Annotated in this window: 13 protein-coding genes and 4 tRNA genes; 6 read left to right on the forward strand and 11 right to left on the reverse strand. The window is 50.2% G+C overall.

All coding sequences use genetic code 11. From position 1 onward, the window contains the following. The 8 genes from QNM19_RS20910 to murB form a co-directional block, all read right to left on the reverse strand. A partial coding sequence (locus tag QNM19_RS20910; RefSeq protein ID WP_284027170.1) for an elongation factor Tu occupies positions 1 to 751 on the reverse strand: 751 nt, incomplete at its 3' end. Between the two features lie 142 nt (positions 752 to 893). Next, positions 894 to 969 (reverse strand) — tRNA-Thr (locus QNM19_RS20915). 12 nt (positions 970 to 981) lie between these two features. Continuing rightward, positions 982 to 1056, reverse strand: a tRNA-Gly gene (locus tag QNM19_RS20920). Between the two features lie 44 nt (positions 1057 to 1100). After that, positions 1101 to 1185: transfer RNA gene (locus tag QNM19_RS20925), tRNA-Tyr, on the reverse strand. Between the two features lie 41 nt (positions 1186 to 1226). Continuing rightward, positions 1227 to 1302 (reverse strand) — tRNA-Thr (locus QNM19_RS20930). Between the two features lie 128 nt (positions 1303 to 1430). Continuing rightward, on the reverse strand, positions 1431 to 2129 hold the full coding sequence (locus QNM19_RS20935; RefSeq protein ID WP_284027171.1) for a type III pantothenate kinase: 699 nt from the start codon (positions 2127 to 2129) through the stop codon (positions 1431 to 1433). Next, positions 2126 to 3121, reverse strand: coding sequence for a bifunctional biotin--[acetyl-CoA-carboxylase] ligase/biotin operon repressor BirA (birA, locus tag QNM19_RS20940; protein ID WP_049864266.1), 996 nt, complete (start codon positions 3119 to 3121; stop codon positions 2126 to 2128). The genes QNM19_RS20935 and birA overlap by 4 nt, the downstream gene beginning before the upstream one ends. Beyond that, the gene (gene murB, locus QNM19_RS20945) at positions 3114 to 4127 is read right to left on the reverse strand and encodes a UDP-N-acetylmuramate dehydrogenase (protein ID WP_049864265.1); all 1014 of its coding nucleotides are present in this window, start codon (positions 4125 to 4127) and stop codon (positions 3114 to 3116) included. The genes birA and murB overlap by 8 nt, the downstream gene beginning before the upstream one ends. A gap of 130 nt (positions 4128 to 4257) precedes the next feature. Between murB and QNM19_RS20950 the strand changes: the two genes are divergently transcribed. Beyond that, positions 4258 to 6105, forward strand: coding sequence for a M1 family metallopeptidase (locus QNM19_RS20950; RefSeq protein WP_049864264.1), 1848 nt, complete (start codon positions 4258 to 4260; stop codon positions 6103 to 6105). Between the two features lie 41 nt (positions 6106 to 6146). Here QNM19_RS20950 and QNM19_RS20955 read toward each other — a convergent pair whose 3' ends face one another. Continuing rightward, positions 6147 to 6755, reverse strand: coding sequence for a DUF2057 domain-containing protein (locus QNM19_RS20955; protein WP_049864263.1), 609 nt, complete (start codon positions 6753 to 6755; stop codon positions 6147 to 6149). A gap of 217 nt (positions 6756 to 6972) precedes the next feature. Here QNM19_RS20955 and QNM19_RS20960 point away from each other — a divergent pair, with 217 nt between their 5' ends. The 5 genes from QNM19_RS20960 to QNM19_RS20980 all read left to right on the forward strand — a co-directional run bounded on the left by QNM19_RS20960 (position 6973) and on the right by QNM19_RS20980 (position 17546). Beyond that, positions 6973 to 7344, forward strand: coding sequence for a histidine triad nucleotide-binding protein (locus QNM19_RS20960; RefSeq protein ID WP_010385032.1), 372 nt, complete (start codon positions 6973 to 6975; stop codon positions 7342 to 7344). Between the two features lie 227 nt (positions 7345 to 7571). Continuing rightward, positions 7572 to 8228 (forward strand): helix-turn-helix transcriptional regulator, encoded by a 657-nt coding sequence (locus QNM19_RS20965; protein WP_010385031.1) that lies wholly within the window; start codon positions 7572 to 7574, stop codon positions 8226 to 8228. A gap of 110 nt (positions 8229 to 8338) precedes the next feature. After that, the gene (locus QNM19_RS20970) at positions 8339 to 10495 is read left to right on the forward strand and encodes an ATP-binding protein (RefSeq protein ID WP_049864262.1); all 2157 of its coding nucleotides are present in this window, start codon (positions 8339 to 8341) and stop codon (positions 10493 to 10495) included. A 138-nt stretch (positions 10496 to 10633) separates the two neighbouring features. Next, positions 10634 to 13963 carry an amidohydrolase family protein gene (locus QNM19_RS20975; protein ID WP_049864261.1) on the forward strand — a complete coding sequence of 1110 codons (3330 nt, stop codon included), beginning with the start codon at positions 10634 to 10636 and terminating at the stop codon, positions 13961 to 13963. Between the two features lie 274 nt (positions 13964 to 14237). Further along, positions 14238 to 17546 (forward strand): methyl-accepting chemotaxis protein, encoded by a 3309-nt coding sequence (locus QNM19_RS20980; RefSeq protein ID WP_049864260.1) that lies wholly within the window; start codon positions 14238 to 14240, stop codon positions 17544 to 17546. Between the two features lie 43 nt (positions 17547 to 17589). On the opposite strand, the gene QNM19_RS20985 is transcribed toward QNM19_RS20980, so the two are convergent. Together QNM19_RS20985 and QNM19_RS20990 are read right to left on the reverse strand one after the other, a co-directional pair. Continuing rightward, positions 17590 to 18402 carry an amidohydrolase gene (locus tag QNM19_RS20985; protein ID WP_049864259.1) on the reverse strand — a complete coding sequence of 271 codons (813 nt, stop codon included), beginning with the start codon at positions 18400 to 18402 and terminating at the stop codon, positions 17590 to 17592. Continuing rightward, the gene (locus QNM19_RS20990; protein ID WP_049864258.1) at positions 18390 to 19484 is read right to left on the reverse strand and encodes a methionine aminotransferase; all 1095 of its coding nucleotides are present in this window, start codon (positions 19482 to 19484) and stop codon (positions 18390 to 18392) included. Before QNM19_RS20990 ends, QNM19_RS20985 begins: the two co-directional genes overlap by 13 nt. Positions 19485 to 19611: the final 127 nt, after the last annotated feature.

Consider the following 19611-nt stretch of genomic DNA (forward strand, 5'->3'; position numbering starts at 1 on the left):
TTTCTTTGATACCTACGATTTCAACTTCGTCGTTCACGTTGATGATACCAGCTTCAACACGGCCAGTTACAACAGTACCACGACCCTGGATTGAGAATACGTCTTCGATAGGCATGATGAACGGCTTATCGATGTCACGCTCTGGCTCTGGGATGTAAGAATCTAGTGCTTCTGCAAGCTCAACGATCTTGTCTTCCCACTCTTTCTCGCCTTCTAGCGCTTTAAGAGCTGAACCCTGGATTAGAGGCAGGTCATCACCTGGGAAGTCGTACTCAGAAAGAAGTTCACGAACTTCCATCTCTACTAGCTCTAGTAGCTCTTCGTCGTCAACCATGTCACATTTGTTCATGAATACGATGATGTAAGGTACACCAACCTGACGAGAAAGTAGGATGTGCTCACGTGTTTGAGGCATAGGACCGTCAGTTGCAGCAACTACCAGGATCGCGCCGTCCATCTGAGCAGCACCAGTGATCATGTTTTTAACGTAGTCAGCGTGTCCAGGACAGTCAACGTGCGCGTAGTGGCGAGTTGGAGTGTCATACTCAACGTGTGAAGTTGAGATTGTGATACCACGCTCACGCTCTTCTGGAGCGTTATCGATTGATGCGAAGTCTTTCGCTTCACCACCGTATACTTTTGCAAGTACGTTAGTGATTGCTGCAGTTAGGGTAGTTTTACCGTGGTCAACGTGGCCGATAGTACCAACGTTAACGTGCGGTTTCGAACGTTCAAACTTTTCTTTTGCCATGACGGAACCTATAAGTTTTGTGTATCTAGATTACATATAAAAATAATCCACACGCCACAGCGGCGGCAGATTAGAATTATTCAGTACAATTATAAATGTTTTTATGACAAATCAAAGGAAGTATTTAGGAAGATCCGAAGACTGGTGCTGATAGGCAGATTTGAACTGCCGACCTCACCCTTACCAAGGGTGCGCTCTACCAACTGAGCTATATCAGCACACCAGAAAACTGGAGCGGGCAGCGGGAATCGAACCCGCATCATCAGCTTGGAAGGCTGAGGTAATAGCCATTATACGATGCCCGCTTTAGGAACCTGTTCTTAACTACCTCTAACCGTCAAGAATAAAGTGGTGGAGGGGGCTGGATTCGAACCAGCGAAGGCAGTGCCGTCAGATTTACAGTCTGATCCCTTTGGCCGCTCGGGAACCCCTCCACGTCAAAAAATTCTTGTCTAAAGCGTTGCTATTTAAAAACTGGTGCCGACTATCCGAGTCGAACGGATGACCTACTGATTACAAGTCAGTTGCTCTACCAACTGAGCTAAGTCGGCACTGCTTTAGTACGGGGCGAGATATTAGAGGAATGGCCGGGACTATGCAACACCCAAATCAAAAAAAATCACAGATAATTGTTTAAATGGTCACATTTACAGCAAAAACCTGTATTGCAGGCAAATTATTATGCAAACTGCTGATATTTACGCCAGTACATCAGACCTTGCAGGACCAAAATATCGTTATATGTACTGGGACGGGTCAAGTGTTGTTGCATTAATTCGCCGTATCCACCGGCGCATACAATCACAAAATCCTCATTCGCCTTGCTCAGGTAAAACTCCAAAGCGCCGAGCGTTGCAACCAAGGCCCCATTTTTTACCGCATTCGGTGTATTAGTGCCAAGCTCCGGCAAAAATAAACTGGTATCATCACTGAATACTTTCTGAGTGTTTGCAACCAAACTACTGAGCATCATATCCAGGCCCGGTAAAATCCAACCACCGAGGTGTTGTCCTTCACTATTTAGCACATCAATTTTACTGGCGGTCCCGCAATCCAGTATCACGCAGCTTTGTTGTGGATAAAGGTGATAGCAAGCCACCACGGTCAGCCATCTATCTATACCCAGATTTTCAAATTGCGGATAGGCGCATTGCAGTTTACCCAATGTCGCGCTCACAGCTGCATGGTAATACGGGATCGCCCGTTGCTGCGCACGTGCAATCAACGGCGCCACCAGCTCGCCTTTACCAACCTGAGCGATCAGCACTTCTTCTATTTCTGACCAGGGAATATCCGCCTCATTTACCACGGCAATCGTCTCACCTGTCAGGGTCGCAGTTTTCAGTGCCGTGTTACCCACATCAACTAACAGCTTCATGACGGCTCCTTACGCACTGAAATTTCTCCTCCATAATAGGTCTTCAGCTCGCCATCCTGACGCAACACCAGCCCACCTTGCTGATCGATGCCCTCACAAATACCCCGCCATTGTTTCTGTCCGGTGGTCAACGTCACTGCCTGCTGGCGATATACGTTCAACCCATTCCACTGCTCGCTCATTACACTCAGCCCATGACGCTGATAAACCTCCAGGCGCTTTTGCAAACACAATGTCAGCACAGCCACCAACTGGTTCTTATTCACCGCACTGACGTGCTGGCTCAGATCGGTCCAGGCCTGATCTATCGCCCCGGCAGCACTCTCTGGCATCGCCACATTGAGACCAATACCAATCACCAGATGACAGGGGCCTTCAACCTGACCGTCTAGCTCGACCAAAATGCCCGCCAATTTCTGTTCATTCAGATAGACATCATTCGGCCACTTCAATTGTACATCCAGATCGAATAACGCTTTGAGCGCATCATGTACCGCCAGACCGACGGCTATCGACAACCCCATAGCGGCCTGCATGCCCTCTTCCAGCTGCCAATAGCAACTATAATAGAGGTTCGCACCAAATGGAGACTGCCATTGACGCCCTCGTCTGCCGCGCCCTGCCTGCTGCATTTCCGCAACCAGCACTTGGCCACGTGGAATTGGCTGATTGGCCTGGATACGGCGCATCAGCTCGCTATTGGTTGAGTCAATAATTGAATGCACTTCTATCTGGCATGGGGTGTCGCTGAGCTGTTCCCAGCTCTGACGGATCTCGGCTTCCTCTAATAAAGGCAGGCTGTTATTGAGCCGATAGCCTTTACCCGTCACCTTGAAGATATCAATGCCCATTTGCTGCAGAGACTTAATATGCTTAGACACCGCCGCGCGGCTGATCCCCAGCTGCTCACCCAGTGCCTGTCCGGAGACAAACTCACCGCACTTCAGGGCATGTAAAATGGCCAGTTTGTTGCCATCTGGTGCTTTAACCATAGTGCGCTTCCTGTATTGTAATTTCACCCTGTGGGCCTATCAGCCTGACTTCATGCTCCAACACAATGCCAAACTTGTTGAATATCGTCTGTTGAATATGGCCGATCACCGCTCTGAGATCCTCACCTTCGCTATGCCCATCATTAACCAGTACCAATGCCTGGCGCTCAAAGACCCGAACGCCGCCCTGTTGATAGCCTTTTAACCCGGCGTGTTCAATCAGCCAGCCAGCGGCCAGTTTGCATTGCTTTGCATCTACCGGATAAAGTGGTAAGTCAGGGTAGCTCTGCGCCAGGGTCTGAGCTTGCGTTTTGTCGACCACCGGGTTTTTAAAAAAGCTCCCGGCGTTTGCCAGCGCCTGCGGGTCGGGCAATTTACTGCGCCGAATTGCCATCACTTGCTTTGCCACTATCTCAGGCGTCACCGTCTCATTGCGTAATGCTTGTAACGGCCCATAGTGCAACACAGGTTGCCATGGCTTGGGTAAATGCAAAGTCACTTCGGTGACTATAAAACGATCTTTCAGGGCGTGTTTAAAGACAGAGTCACGATAGCCAAGCTGACATGCTGCTTTATCCAGTGTTTTTAAAGTCCGACTGGCAATATCAAATCCGCGTACCTGATATAATATATCAGCCAGTTCCACCCCATAAGCACCAATATTCTGGATCGGTGCTGCTCCCACGGTACCCGGGATCAGCGCTAAGTTCTCCAGTCCACCAATATTGCGTGCCAGTAAATGCATCACCAGTGCATGCCAGGATTCGCCAGCGGCCGCACGCACAACATAGTGTTCAGCCTGCTCGACAATCTCCACACCCAAATTTGCCATCTGGATCACGGTGCCTTCATAATCAGCAAGAAACACGCTGTTGCTGCCCTCACCCAAAATATAAAACGGTGCACTAAAATCATGGTCGTAAAGCTGCGCCGGATTGGTGATACGCAGCAATGTGCGGCAAGATGCCGGTAATGAAAATGTGTGTAATGACTGCAAAGACGGCACGCCCGACCTCAGTAACAAATGCAAAATTGCCGCTAGTGTAGCCTATCCGAAGCTCCGACGCATCAAGGTGTCATTTTGGCACTTAAGTGGTATAACAACGGCTCTACTCACATCATGAGCAAGGATAATAATGAAACTTTCTGCCCTAACCTTTGGCCTTGCCTTAGCAGGCCTGTCACATACAGCACTGAGCGCTCAGACGGTTGATCAGCATACTTATGCCAACCTCAACGACGTAGTCAGTACACACCTTCACCTCGATCTGGATGTCGATTTTACTGACAAACAACTGGAAGGTTTTGTTGAACACACACTGGCATGGCAAAACAAGCAAGCCAGAACCCTGGTGCTGGACACGCGTGACCTTGAAATTGATAAAGTGATGTATCAGGGCAGCAACGGCAAATGGTACCCAGCCTCTTTCACGCTTGCGAAGCGCGATGATGTGAAAGGATCTAAGCTGACCATTCGCTTCAAACAGCAAGCAAAAAAAGCCCGTATTTACTATAACAGCCTACCGCAGGCATCCGGTTTACAGTGGCTGACACCAGAGCAAACCGCCAGCAAGTCCCACCCTTTTATGTACAGCCAGTCTCAGGCTATTCATGCACGTAGCTGGATCCCCGTCCAGGATACACCGGCGATGCGCGTTACCTATTCTGCCCGTGTTAACACCCCTGAAGACGTTCGTGCGGTTATGAGTGCCGACAACAGCGGTGCGTTAATTAAAGACGGTGACTATTGGTTTGATATGCCACAAGCCATTCCACCTTATCTGATAGCGATTGGCGCTGGTAACCTTGAATACAAAGAGATGTCGCACCAAACCGCTATCTTCGCCGAGCCGCAGATCCTCTATGCATCCGTCGCTGAATTTAACGATACCCAGGCCATGATCGACAAAACCAACGTCATGTATGGGGAATATGCCTGGGGGCGCTATGACTTATTGATGCTTCCACCCAGTTTTCCGTTTGGTGGCATGGAAAACCCACGTTTATCCTTTATTACCCCGACCGTCGTCGCTGGTGATAAAAGCCTGGTTAATCTCATCGCCCATGAATTGGCGCACTCCTGGTCAGGCAACCTGGTTACTAACGCCACCTGGGAAGATTTATGGCTGAATGAGGGTTTTACCTCTTATGTCGAAAACCGCATTATGGAAGAAGTCTTTGGTCGCGAGCGTGCCGTCATGGAGCAGGCATTGGATTCCGCCCGGTTGCGCGCTGTCGTTAAAGAATTATCGGCACCTGACACTCGCCTAAATCTGCGCCTCAATGGTCGCGATCCGGACGACGCATTCAGCTCTATTCCGTACACCAAAGGGCAGCTCTTCCTTATCTATTTAGAAGAAAAGTTTGGCCGTAAAGTGTTCGATGCCTTTGTGAAAGGGTATTTTGATGCGTATGCGTTCAAATCGCTGACCACAGCCGAGTTTGTTCAATATATAGAGAAACACCTCATCAACAAACACCCAGGCATTGTCAGCATGGATAAGGTCAATGAGTGGATCCACGCGCCAGGCCTACCCGCAGATGCACCTAACCCCACTTCTGATGCGTTTGACAAAGTCGATGCTGCTACTGCTGCCTGGTTGGCGGGCAACCGTACATTAGACAGCATACCCACCGCGAGCTGGACAGTGCATGAGTGGCTGCACTTTATCAATAATCTGCCACGCGATCTGGCCGAGGATAAAATGGTCGCGCTGGACCAGGCGTTTGGGTTAACAGACTCAACCAACGCAGAATTGGCATTTGCCTGGTTCATGCTGGCTGTTGGCAACGGCTATGAGGCCATCTACCCGGCGCTCGACAAGCACCTCAGCGGTATTGGCCGTCGCAAGCTGATTGTTCGTCTATACAAGTCACTCGTTGCCAATGGTAAGCGTGACTGGGCCTATCAGGTGTATCAGAAAGCCCGCCCGGGTTACCACCCATTAGCCCAGGGCACCATCGATGCTATCTTTGCGAACTAATTCATACCAAGATTGGTATCGCAACCAGTAAAAGTGCAGCCTCATCGGGGCTGTACTTTTTCTAAAAACGCCGCACGCTGCGCCGGGCTGGCCTGTTGCCACCAAAAGTCCAGCATTGCTGCAGCATCAGGCTTTCCAGCCTGAGGGGCCACGGGCGGCTCTACCGGCAAGGAGTCTGAGAATTGCGGTTTCACTGGTGGCGCCTCTGGCATAGGTTCAGTGGGTGGTACGGCCCGCACCCGAAGTTGATGTGCAAGCGCCTTTATCGGTGTACGGGTACCATCAGGGGCCTTCAACCAGAGTCTGGGCTGCTTTGCAAACTGCTTAGCTGCTTTTAGTGTGTCGGCCCGATCAAACCCAACCTGATAGCCGCCCTGAGCCGCGACCTCAACACTCACCCAAAATGGCTTTGATTCAATCACTTCATGATCGTCATACCCAATCTCGTACAAGTCCGTATACTTGACCTTCACCTGGTGCGTGCCCGCGGCGAGCGTCAGATCCCGCACTTTATTAAAGAAGGAATGCTCAATTTCCTGTTGCCCCACCTGAAGTGGTAATAGCTCTTCCGGAAAAGATAATTGCGCTGCCACTGCTCGACCACTCAGCAGGCTGAGTAGCAGAAAGTAAAAAATGCGTTTTTTCTTCATAATTCCTCTTTATTTTGTTGTTAATGTGGCTGACACTTAGCTTTGAACCCAAAATAGCCACAAAGAATTCAAGCGCTCAGTTGAGGCCAACATACCCGTTCCACTGGTATGGGTATTCGGTTTTCAGGTGACCAAACTCTGAACAACATTTTTCGCTTGTATCTTACTCTTTGCACGCTATGCTGATCAGCTAAACTATCGTCTACAAGGAAAAATAATGAGCCAAGAAACAATTTTTACCAAGATAATTAATCGGGAAATTCCCGCCGATATCCTGTTTGAAGATGATCTGGCCCTGGCATTTAAGGACATTAACCCACAAGCGCCCTTTCATGTACTGGTGATCCCAAAAACCCCCATCGCCACCATGAATGACATTAATGAAGAAAATGCACACCTGGTTGGGCACTTATATCTGGTAGCAGCTAAACTTGCTAAAGAGCATGGTTTTGCAGAAAACGGATATCGCGCAGTCATGAATTGCAACAACGATGGCGGTCAGACCGTTTACCACATTCATTTACACGTGCTTGCCGGGAAAGAAATGGGCTGGCCCCCATACCAGGATAAGAAAAAAGTACTAGGCTAAATTATTCTTTGTTAATGAATGTAATTTACTAACATATTAGCAATTAAAAAATTAAAATTATAAATTTCATAGCCTTAGTTATTTCACTAAGGCTTTAATTCGACAACAAGATCAGAAATGCCACAATATATAGCAGAACAATCTATTTATTGATGAGATTTCTAATACAAAAGGCCTGAATCACGTGATAGCATTGCGTAATCAGACAGAATGAGAGTGTTTTCCACATGAGCAGTACTGCATTTTTATTGCTAGACAAAGAGCCTATTAACACCATAGGCGTCAATGTATTACAACCATTGCTGAAAACTCAGGGGTTGGACGTAATCACTGGGACCGATATTTCAGATGTACCAGAGAACACTCGTTTGCTCTTCATCGAAACAGCCGTCAACGACGCCTGGGGTCAATTGAAAGAACAGCTGGTCAACCTGAAAGTCAGTTGTGACATTGTCCTTTTTAACCTGGATGAGAACCCTGAGCTGGCCAATCGCGCATTGCTCAGCGGTATCCGTGGTGTCTTCTACACCACAGATAATGCGGATGTCCTGATGAAAGGTATTCGCCTGCTGATGGAAGATCAGCTCTGGTATCGTCGCGAAATTATGTGTAATGCATTAAACCGTATGTTGCAGTTTAATAAAGATGCGCTACACAAACTGACTGAAGGGGATATTGAGCCGGTTAAACTCACAAAACGTGAAAAAGCCATTATTACCCTGATGAGTAAAGGGTCAAAGAACAAAGAGATTGCCGAAGATCTGAACATCAGCCCACATACGGTGAAGACGCATTTGTATAGTGCATTCAGAAAAACGAAATGCCGGAATCGAATTGAATTATTGTCCTGGGCGCAACAAAATATCCCGGACGAGATCCGCTAACCGCCTTCTCTACTGTAACAGTGTCGGGTTAACCCCGGCACTGTCTACCGCTTTACTGACATCACACTTCCTTTTATGCTAGCACAGTCGATTGATTGCTAGGGCACACCATGCTGGATCCCAAAACTCTGTATGTCACCAGCGTCGTCATGACGGCGATGATGACCCTTCTAAATTATCTAACATGGCGGGCCAATAAAGACACCCCCGGCACTGTGTTATACATTTTTTACCCTATGGTACTGTTTGCCGGCATTATCGGCTTTGCGCTGCACAGCCACTTCCAGCAGTGGCAGACCATAGGCATTGCAAACGGCTTGTTATTTGCAGCATCCGTGCTGCATTGCTGGGCGATCAGCCAGTTTCTCGGGGTCCGCGACAAAGCCTTTCAGTTCTATCTGATAGTCACAGGGGTTTTATTCTGTGCCCTGGTCTATTTCAGTGCAGTAGCACCGGGCCTCAGACAGCGTATTCTCATCTCCGATCTTCAGCATATCGCCGAAGCCCTGTTGTTGCTGTACTATTTTATCCGCCATGCCCATCCTCTGTATCCCAACGGCAGTATTGTTTACCTCATCGTGCTGAGCTTTATTTTGTGTGTGTTTACCGGGCGCACCTTACTCATGGGGGAAATCCACCATGGCAACCTGCTGGACAGTCCCTGGTTCACCATTACACTCTTTTTCAACGGTGTATTGGCACCCATTTTCTATGCCACAGGCATGGCCATTTTATGTAATGAGCGACGCGAGCATAACCTCAACCGGTTGACCGAAAAAGCACAGCAGGACCTTGAGATCCGGGGTCTGTTTTTGTCCACCGTTAGCCATGAGATCCGTACCCCACTCAACGGCATACTGGGCAGTGCGCAACTGGTACTGAACCGCATTGGGGATCAGGCCAGCAAAGCCTATTGCGAAGCCATTATTAACTCCGCAGAATCACTCAACCTGCTGATCGATAAAGTGCTCGACTATGCCAGTCTGGAACAAAGTGACGAAGTGCTGGCCGCCGAGGACATTGAATTCAAGAGCTGGCTGAACAACCTATGCCTGCTGATGACACCCATGGCTGAGCAACGCGGGCTGACCTTTACCCTGGTGTACGACATGCCCGAGCAGGTTTGCTACTACTGTGACCAGCAAAAGCTGCGTCAGATCCTGCTGAACCTGGTTGGCAACGCCATTAAATTTACCGATCAAGGCGAGGTAAAGATCTGTGTCGAGCTGATCAAAGAGGGCAATATGGAACACCGGGTACGTTTCAGCGTGATAGACACCGGTCCAGGCATTGAAGAAGAGGACATCGAAAAACTGACCGAGCCCTATGTCCAGAGCAGCGCCGGTAAAACCAAAGGCGGCACCGGACTTGGATTAGCTATCACAGCACGCCTGCTGGATAAAATGGGCAGTCAGCTCGAGATCATCAGTGAACTGGATAAGGGCAGTTCTTTCAGCTTTGATCTCACCTTAACCGTCGGCGAGCTCAGTCTGGTTGAAAAGCGTCATCACAATGTCGACTATGCGACCGGCCTGGATGTTCTCTTGGTGGAAGATCTCGACCTGAACCGCAAAATAGCCATCGAATTTATGGCCATTGATGAGCACCGAATTAAGCTGGCCAACGATGGCCAAAGTGCCATAGAACAACTTACGGAGCATGCCTTTGATGTTGTTCTGCTGGATATGAACTTGCCAGACTTAACGGGTCAGGAGGTGCTCAAACGGCTTAAGAACATTGAGCATAAAAATCGCCGCACCCCATTTTTAGCCTTTACCGCCAGCCTGAGCCCCGAGGAGGTTAAAGAGTACCTGGCACTGGGGATCCGTGACGTTGTGGGCAAACCGATTAAACAAGATAAACTGCGTCAGGCCATTAGCAACTCGCAAAAGGCGCAAACCCCTGACATCAGCGTCGAGCTCAGCGACACCCTGTACGACGAAAGTGCGGTGGGCTCCCTGAGCGGCTTCAGTGAAGACGAAGTGTCTTCCATTTACAATGAATTTGTTTTGTCCGCCCGCACGAAACTGCGCCACATTCAGCAATTACTGGATGAGGACGATCAACAATGCATTAAACTCCTGCACCGTCAGGCCAGCACAGCACTGCAACTGGGTTTTAATCGCTATGGGCTGACACTCAAGAAAATTGAACGCAGGCTGCTGGATAAAAAGCGCTGTGACGAGGAACTGGCCGATGCCATGGTCTTATGGCAACAGAGCCTGGAAGCCTATTTACAGTACGTTCGGCATCAAACGCTCAGCTGAGGTGAAGCGCCGAAAGCCAAACGCACAAAGCGGTACTTTTATCGCCGCAATGTCGACTTTATTGGAAAATTTAGTCATCCTAACTGACACAGGGCAGCTAACTGCCCAGATAACAAGAAATCTGAAGGAAATTTTTAAATGACACTACATAAATCATCGCTGGCCATTGCCATCGGTGCGGCCATGATTGGCCTTAGTACGCCCAGCGTGGCGGCCACCACAGATCAGGCACAAGCGGCGAGCAGTAAAGAGTGGAATGTGCTTAATCCACCGGGTGACAAGCAAACCATTACCATAGACACCAATGAAACCACCTGGAGTAACCTGGACGTCAGCCCCGATGGTAAATCCATTATCTTTGATATGCTAGGTGACATTTATGTCATGCCTATTAATGGCGGTAAAGCAACGGCCATTACCAGCGACAGAGCCTGGAACTTCCAGCCTAAGTTCTCTCCGGACGGCAGCAAAATCGCCTTTATTTCGGACCGCGAGGGCGCTGAAAACCTGTGGGTGATGGACGTCAACGGCGACAACATGCGTAAAGTCTCTGATGAGTCTCATAATTTGCTGCATAACCCAGCCTGGTCGCCTGACGGTCAGTACATTGCTGTCAAACAAGGCCAGGTGACCGGTCGTACGATCCCGGGCGGTTCGATCCGCATGTACCACATTTCAGGCGGTAAAGGCGTTATCGTACGAGATCGTTTGCATGGCGCAAAATCACAAAAGAATATCGCCGAGCCCGCTTTCTCAACCGATGGCAAGAAGCTCTATTACTCCCTTGATGCCACACCTGGCGTAACCTGGCAATATAACAAAAATGCTCTGGGCTCCGTGTTCGAGATCCGCTCCTGGGATCTGGCCACCGGTGAAGAAGAAACCGTGATCCGTGGCTCCGGCGGTGCAATTCGTCCAACACCAAGCCCAGATGGTAAATCTCTGGCGTTCGTGAAACGTATTGAGAATGGCGAGGTGATGCAAAGCGCCTTGTATATCAAAGACCTGAAATCAGGTATCGAAACAGAGATCTTCTCAGGACTGGATCGTGACCTGCAAGAAGCCAATGGTGCTCAGGGTAACACCCCGGCATTCGCTTACACGCCAGATGGCAAAGCACTGGTTTTCTGGGCCGCTGGCGTCTTCCATAAAGTGGATATTGCAAGCAAACAAGCCAATGTGATCCCGACCCGAGTGGTTGCTGAAAAAGAGATTACCCCGGCACTGAAATTTGCCGTTGATGTGGCACCGGATGCATTCAAGGTCAAGCTGGCACGTTGGTCACAAATTTCACCAGACGGTAAAACCGCGCTGTTCCAGGCGCTGGGCCACCTGTACACCAAAGACATCGCTTCAGGTAAGGTACGTCGCGTTACCAAACAGAACGATCATTTTGAATTCTATCCAAGCTTCTCACGCGATGGTAAGTACATCGTATACACCAGCTGGGACGATCAGGACTTAGGCGCCGTACGTATTGTGTCAGCCAGTGGCGGTAAAGGCCGGGTGATCACTCAGGATCCAGGTCACTACATTAACCCAAGTTTCTCGCCAGACGGTAAACACGTACTGTATCGCAAAGTGACCGGGGGCTACCTGCTCAGCGGAGATTGGTCAATGGAACCGGGTATTTACCTGACCAGCACCAAAGGTGGTGAAGCCAAGCGCATCATTAAGCGTGGTGACAACCCACACTTCGGTGCAGAAAAAGACCGCATCTATTTCAGTGTGATGAGTGATGAAACCCATCGCGAACTGAAATCAGTCGACCTCAGCGGTGAAAAAGAGCGTTCACACTTCAAAGGCGACTACATTTTTGATTATCGCGTCTCTCCGGACGGCAACTATGTTGCTTTCATCGAGAACTTCAACACCTTCGTTGCGCCCTTTACCAGCACAGGTAAAACCCTGTCTATCAACAAGGGCACTAAATCATTCCCGGTACAACAGGTCTCTAAATACTCTGGCGACTTCCTGAACTGGAAAGCAGACAGCAGCGCACTGACCTGGGCCTTTGGTCCAACCCTGTACCAGCGTAAACTGACCGACACCTTTGCGTTTTTGAAAGGGGCCGTAGCCGAGGCTGCACCTTTAACTGCCGAAGGCATCGACCTGAGCTTTGAGAAAAAGGCCGACAAGCCTGAAGGTATCCTGGCCCTCGTTGGCGGTAAAGTCGTCACGATGCGCAACGCGGATGAACAGCAAGAGATCATCGAAGACGGGGTGGTACTGATTGAAGAAAATCGCATTATCGCAGTGGGTACCCGTGCTGACATCGAGATCCCAAGCAAAGCCAAAGTGATGGACATCACGGGCAAAACGGTGATCCCGGGTCTGGTCGATGCGCACGCTCACGGCAGCTATGGCAGCTACAATCTGCAACCGGAACAAAACTGGAACCAGCTGTCTAATGTCAGCTTTGGTGTTACGACCATTCACGATCCATCGAATGACTCCAACGAAGTCTTCTCTATGGCTGAATTACAACGTGCCGGCCTGACTGTTGCACCGCGTATTTACTCGGTCGGCCGGATCCTCTATGCCGGTAATGCGCCAGGCTATAAAACCCCTATCAGCAATCTCGAAGACGCTCAGTTCCACGTTAAACGTCTGAAAGACGCTGGTGCGATCACGGTCAAGAGCTACAACCACCCGCGTCGTGATACCCGCCAGCAAGTACTGGAAGCTGCAAAGCAGATGGAGATCATGGTGGTGCCAGAAGGCGGTTCTAAATTCCAGCAGAACATGAATATGATCATTGATGGACACACTGGCCTGGAACACGCCCTGCCAATCCCGAACATTTATTCAGACGTCACTCAAATGTGGAGTCAGACTGAAGCAGGCTTTACACCTACCTTTAACGTCGCCTACGGCGGTATCAAAGGGGAAGACTATTTCTATGACACCACAGATGTGTGGAAGAATGAACGTTTGGCAAGCTTTGTTCCGGACTACATCCTGAATCCACGCTCTGTACGTCGTGAAAAAGCGCCTGAGCACCACTACAACCACATCAATGCCGCAAAATCTGCCAAGCAATTGCGCGACAAAGGCGTAACCGTGCACATTGGCGCACACGGCCAGCGTGAAGGTCTGGGTGCACACTGGGAGCTGTGGTCAATGGCACAGGGTGGCTTTACACCTTGGGAAGCGCTACGCAGTGGTACCATCGACGGTGCGAAATACCTGGCAATGGACCATGATATCGGCACCATTGAAAAAGGTAAGCTTGCCGACTTAGTGATCATCGACGGTGACGTCCTGAATGACATTCGTGAATCAGAAAAAGTTGCCTATACAGTACTGAATGGTCGTATCTATGATGCCGCGACCATGAATGAAACCGGCAACTATAATGTGCAGCGCCAGCCGCTGTTCTTCGAAAATGGCACCAAGACGCCAATGCATCCGGCGACGGAAGCCTATATGGAAGAGAAAGCACATAAATATCACTGGAAACACTAATACCTGGTCATTTCATTCATAAAGCAGCCGAAAGGCTGCTTTTTTTTCATTAAATGCCTAATTTGAGCATTTATCTTCTGGCAACAAGGCCTTACATACGCCCATTTGTCCCGAACCGCTTGCTGGATATTGTCGAGAACTGTTCTAAACTGTGTCACTGAATAGGATACTCTGTCGTCAGGCTCATGCTATGATGACTGCTTAACGAGGCCGTCATCCTAAGTTTTTTCGATCAGCCTCACGGGTATATCAGCGAATACAAGGAGCAGGGAGCATGTCTGATCTCAGCCACTTTTTTAAGTCACTTAACCTGACGCAAAAATTGATCTCGGCCTTTCTACTGGTCGCCCTGATCCCCACCGCCATCATTATCGCCATGGCGCTGATACAATCATCCGATGCAATGAGCCGGCAAGTCTATGCCCAACTGGGCGCGGTAGGCGAAATTAAAGAAAGCGCCATTGAGCGCCATTTCAATGGCGTCCAGGACAAGCTGGTATCGCTGGCTGTCAATCCCTATGTCCAACAGGCGGCTACAGATTTTATGGGCGCCTATGGCGAAGTTGAGGATGCAGTTGCCACCCCCACCAGCCTGACACGCTTCTACCGTGAGCAGTTTGCGGCCCAATTTAAATCACTCAACGAGCAGGCTGCGCCCCCCGCAATATTGCTCTCGGAATTATCACCTCAGGGGATCACTTTACAGACTCGCTACCTGGCCGAGAACCCTCACCCTCTGGGCGAAAAAGTCAACCTGACCAGCAGCGGTGTTGATGATGCGTATGATGAAATACATAGCCAGTACCACGCATTTTTCACAAAAATTGCCGATGTTTACGAGTTCTACGATATTTTTATCGTCGATAACCTGAATGGCAATGTGATCTATTCGGTTTACAAAGAGAGCGATTTTGCCACTTCGTTACTGTACGGCCCCTATGCACAAAGTAACCTTGCCAAGGCATTTCTGGCAGCCCGCGCGCTCACCAAAGAAGGAGAAATGGCCTTTGTTGATTACGAGCAATACCTGCCTTCTTACAATGCCCCGGCCAGTTTTGTTGCCGCGCCTTTGGTCATCGATGGTCAGGTATCAGCCACACTAATCTTTCAACTCTCCATTGACGCCCTGAATACCATCATGACTGAACGTCAGGGGTTGGGTGAGAGCGGCGAGACCTACCTGGTTGGCCCGGAAGGCCTGATGCGCTCAGATTCTTATCTGGACCCGGTTCATCACTCTGTGACCGCCTCATTCCGTCACCCTGAAAAAGGCACAGTGAATACCGAAGCATTTAAGCTGGCCATGCAGGGGCAACAAGGGCAAAAAGTGGTGCTGGACTACAATGGCAATCCTGTGTTGTCAGCATACACATCTGTAGACGTATTTAATGTACGCTGGGCCTTGCTGGCTGAAATTGATGAGGCCGAGGCCTTCGCCCCCATTAATACTTTGCGTACTCAGCTGCTTATCGTGCTGGCGGCCTGTGTGCTGATGATCATTCTGGCCGCATTCTGGTTTGCCCGAACCTTGACCCGTCCGGTTCATGCGCTGGTCAATACCATGCGTCAGGTAGAAAAAGAAGGCGACTTTGCACTACGCACCAAGATTGACACCAAAGATGAAATTGGCCGCTGTGGACAAGCATTCAACTCACTACTGGACGCACTGCAATTGTCTATTTCGGAAACAAACCGAGTTATGGACCGCATGGCGGCCGGTCGCTTTGATGACCGGATCAGTGCTCCCTGTAAAGGCGAGCTGGATACCCTTAAACGCGCCACCAATGATTGTGCCCAGAGCCTGCAAAGTGCACTGAGCGACATCGGCCAGGTGATCCACGCCATGTCGGAAGGTCAGTTTGATAAACAGTTGCAGTCAGACATGTGTGGCGACCTGGCAACCCTGAAGCAGCACATCAACAGCTCAATGCATTCAATCAATACTACCATGACGGAAATTGTTTCCGTGATGTCGGACATGGAGCAAGGCCACTTTAGGGGACAAGTACAGGTAGAAGCACAAGGTAGCCTGCAGCAACTCAAAGTCAGCGTCAACAATTCCGTGAGCAGCGTCGCCAGCGCCATAGATGGACTGGCAGCGATGATGAGCGCACTGCGCCAGGGCGATTTTAGTAAGCGTCTCGAATTGCCGCTGCGTGGTCAACTGGAAGAGCTCAAAGAAGACACGAATTCCAGTGTCGAAAACCTTGCCGCCATTATCGAAGACATTGGCCATACCATGGCTGCGGTCAGCGAAGGGGACTTTAAACAGGAAGTATCAACACCAGCTCAGGGGCAGCTTGGTGATTTGAAAGAGCACATAAACGTGTCGGTCAGCAGTGTTGATGAAGCCATCAGTGAGATTTCATCTGTGATGATGGCAATCAGCCGTGGCCGCTTTGATCGCACCATCAACTCACCCATGCGGGGCCAGCTGGACACCCTCAAAGGCGATATCAACCACTCGGTCAATAACCTCAGCCGTGTTATTGAAGAACTGGCCAGCGTGATGTCAGCCATGAGCCAGGGTGATTTTACCATCCAGATAGAATCCGACTTGCAGGGTCAGTTACTGCAACTTAAAGAAGACGTGAATACCTCAACAACCACAGTCTCTGATGCCATCAATGAAGTCACCCGGGTACTCGGGGCACTGGCTAAAGGACAGTTAAACGAGCAGATCAACGGTCACTATGAAGGTGTGTTTGAAACCCTGCAGCGTGACGTGAATGCCACTATTGCCAAGTTGACTGAAGTGATTGAAGGGATCCAGTATGCGGCCGGCCAGGTCACGCAGAGTGCTGGCGAGATAGCCGCCAGTAACACCGAGATCAGCCAGCGCACTGAGGAACAAGCTGCCAACCTGGAAGAGGCCAGCGCAAGCACAGGTCATATGCTGGAAGAACTGACTCAGGTTGCACAACAATCCGGTACGGCTGTGGAGTTGGCCAGTAATGCAGAGACCATCGCCAAAGAAGGTGGCTCTTTATCGCAGGACACAGTTGATGCCATAGGAGAAGTGAATCGGGCCAGCAAAGACATCAATGAAATCGTATCGGTGATCGACGCGCTGGCATTCCAGACCAACTTGCTGGCCCTTAATGCTGCGGTGGAGGCAGCCCGCGCTGGCGAAAATGGCCGGGGTTTTGCAGTGGTTGCCAATGAAGTGCGTGAATTGGCGGGCCGCAGTGCCGCGTCTGCAAAGCAAATTAAAGAGATCATCGCTAACAGCAACGAAAAAGTGGAACAAGGCACTCAACTGGCGAATAACTCGGGCGATAAGCTGCACCAGATAGTGCAGGCCGTTGCCGATGTCAGTCAGAATATAGTGAAAATCAATCAGTCGACGACCACGCAGCAACAGTCCATCAAAGAGGTAGACATTGTGGTGCAGCGACTGACTGATTTAATTCAGGAAAACTCAGCCATTACAGAAGAGACCATGGCTGCGGCCAGGCAAATGGCGGATCAGGCGAATGCCATGCGTGAGTTGCTTGGCTATTTTTCGATTGCCTCGCAACAGCAAGCAACACTGGCTCCCCCTGAGCAGGAGCTGCTCATCCACAGCTACAACGCATCTTAGGTCGTATCGGCAGGTATGCCAGATTTAACTTAGCGCGACGAACTCATTCGTCGCGCGGTCCTTTTTCCAATGCGGGTAACACGAAGTCATCGGCATCAAGGTGGGCAGGAAACCCTTGTTTAAAGGTGTCCAATGGCGCCTTTTCCAGACTAACTACGAGTACATCGGCAGCGTCATCCGGGGCACCGGCCAATAATGCGCCTGTAAAGTCATAAGCGGCGGTGCCACCGCTGTGCGCCGTTCCATAGCCATCGTCACCAATACGATTGCAGCCCAGCACATAACACTGATTTTCAATTGCTCTGGCTTGCAATAAGGTATCCCAGATCCGACGTCGCGCAGCAGGCCAGTTAGCCACATTGATCATCACATCATAATCATTGCGGTTACGCTGGAACACCGGAAAACGCAGGTCATAGCACACCTGAGGTAAGATCCGAAATCCCTTTACCTCAACAACGACTCGCTCCTGTCCGGCATGCACATAATCCCCTTCTTTACCCAGACAGAATAAATGTCGCTTGTCATAATAGCGCACGGTGCCATCCGGCCAGCACCAGTAAAAACGGTTGGCTTTCTTTTCGCCCAGATCCACCAACACGCTGCCCGCCACGACGGCCTGCCAGCGCTGTGCCAGCTGGTGTAAAAAAGCCAGCGCTTCTCCCTGTTCAGGCGACTCTGCACACGCTTCAGCCAATGCAAAACCGGTTGCAAAGGTTTCCGGCAAAATGATCAGATCGCAACCACTGAGTTGCGCCTGCTGTGCGCCCAACTGCCTTTCCAGCTGAGCAAAATTGTTCTGCGGTGCCAGCCACTCGATGGCCTGCTGAACCAGAGCTACTGTTAAAGCTGACATAAACGCTTCGCCGCCTCCACTAAGGTGTTGTCTTCTTTGGCAAAACACAGACGGATCACTTTATCTGTACTGCCATCGGCATAAAATACGCTAAGCGGAATTGCGGCCACCCCGACTTCTTCCACCAGATAATCACAAAAGCGCACATCATCCAGAGACGAGATAGCACTGTAATCCAGTAGCAAGAAGTAGCTCCCCTCACTGGGCAAAATAGTAAATCGTCCGGGTTTAAGTGCCTCAATGAGCAGATCACGTTTGTGCTGATAAAAATCGGCCAACGCATCCACGTGTTCCGGCTCTTCGTTAAGCATATCTGCCAGTGCCAGCTGCGCCGGCGTAAAACAGGAGAAGGTCACATACTGATGGATCTTTCGAAACTCCTTGCTCAGTGCCTCCGGTGCGATGCAATACCCCAGCTTCCAGCCAGTGCAATGGAAGGTTTTCCCAAAGCTGGCCACCACCATAGCACGCGCTGCCAGCGCCGGGTCGCGCAATGCACTCAAATGTGGCTGCGCATCAAAGGTAATGTGCTCGTAAACTTCGTCGCTGATCACATACAGGTCATGTTCAATCACCAGTGCCTTAAGCGCTGCCATATCTGCTGCTTTGAGTGTTTTCGCACTCGGGTTATGTGGCGTATTAACAATAATAGCGCGAGTTTGAGGTGTGATGGCTGCCGCAACCTGCTGCCAGTCAACCTGGTAATCAGGTGCCTGCAAGGCAATGTGCACACTGGTGCCGCCTGCCAGCTCTATCGCCGGATGGTAAGAATCATAAGCCGGGTCAAACACGATCACTTCATCACCCGGGCGCACCAGAGTCTGAATGGCAACAAACAAGGCTTCTGTGGCGCCGGCAGTGACGGTGACCTGCGCCTCGGCGTGGATCTGCGCACCATATTTGCGCTCTGCCAGGGCCGCTATCTGCTGCTGTAGCACCGGTACCCCGGGTGATGGCGCGTACTGGTTCATCCCCGCTTGTACATGCTGAGTCAACCGCAGTTTAAGGCGCTCTGGCGCATCAAATTCAGGAAAACCCTGAGACAAGTTCAGTGCACCGTGCTGATTGGCCAGCGCGGTCATCTTTGAAAAAATACTAGTGCCTACATGAGGTAATTTACTTTCCACTGCCAAGTCCTCGTTTGTGTGTGGTGTAACGGCCCGAGCGATGCTATCATTGCTGCAAATAGAAGTATAGCCGTCTAAAATT

This window comes from Pseudoalteromonas ardens (genome assembly GCF_030125445.1).
Lineage (GTDB): Bacteria > Pseudomonadota > Gammaproteobacteria > Enterobacterales > Alteromonadaceae > Pseudoalteromonas > Pseudoalteromonas ardens.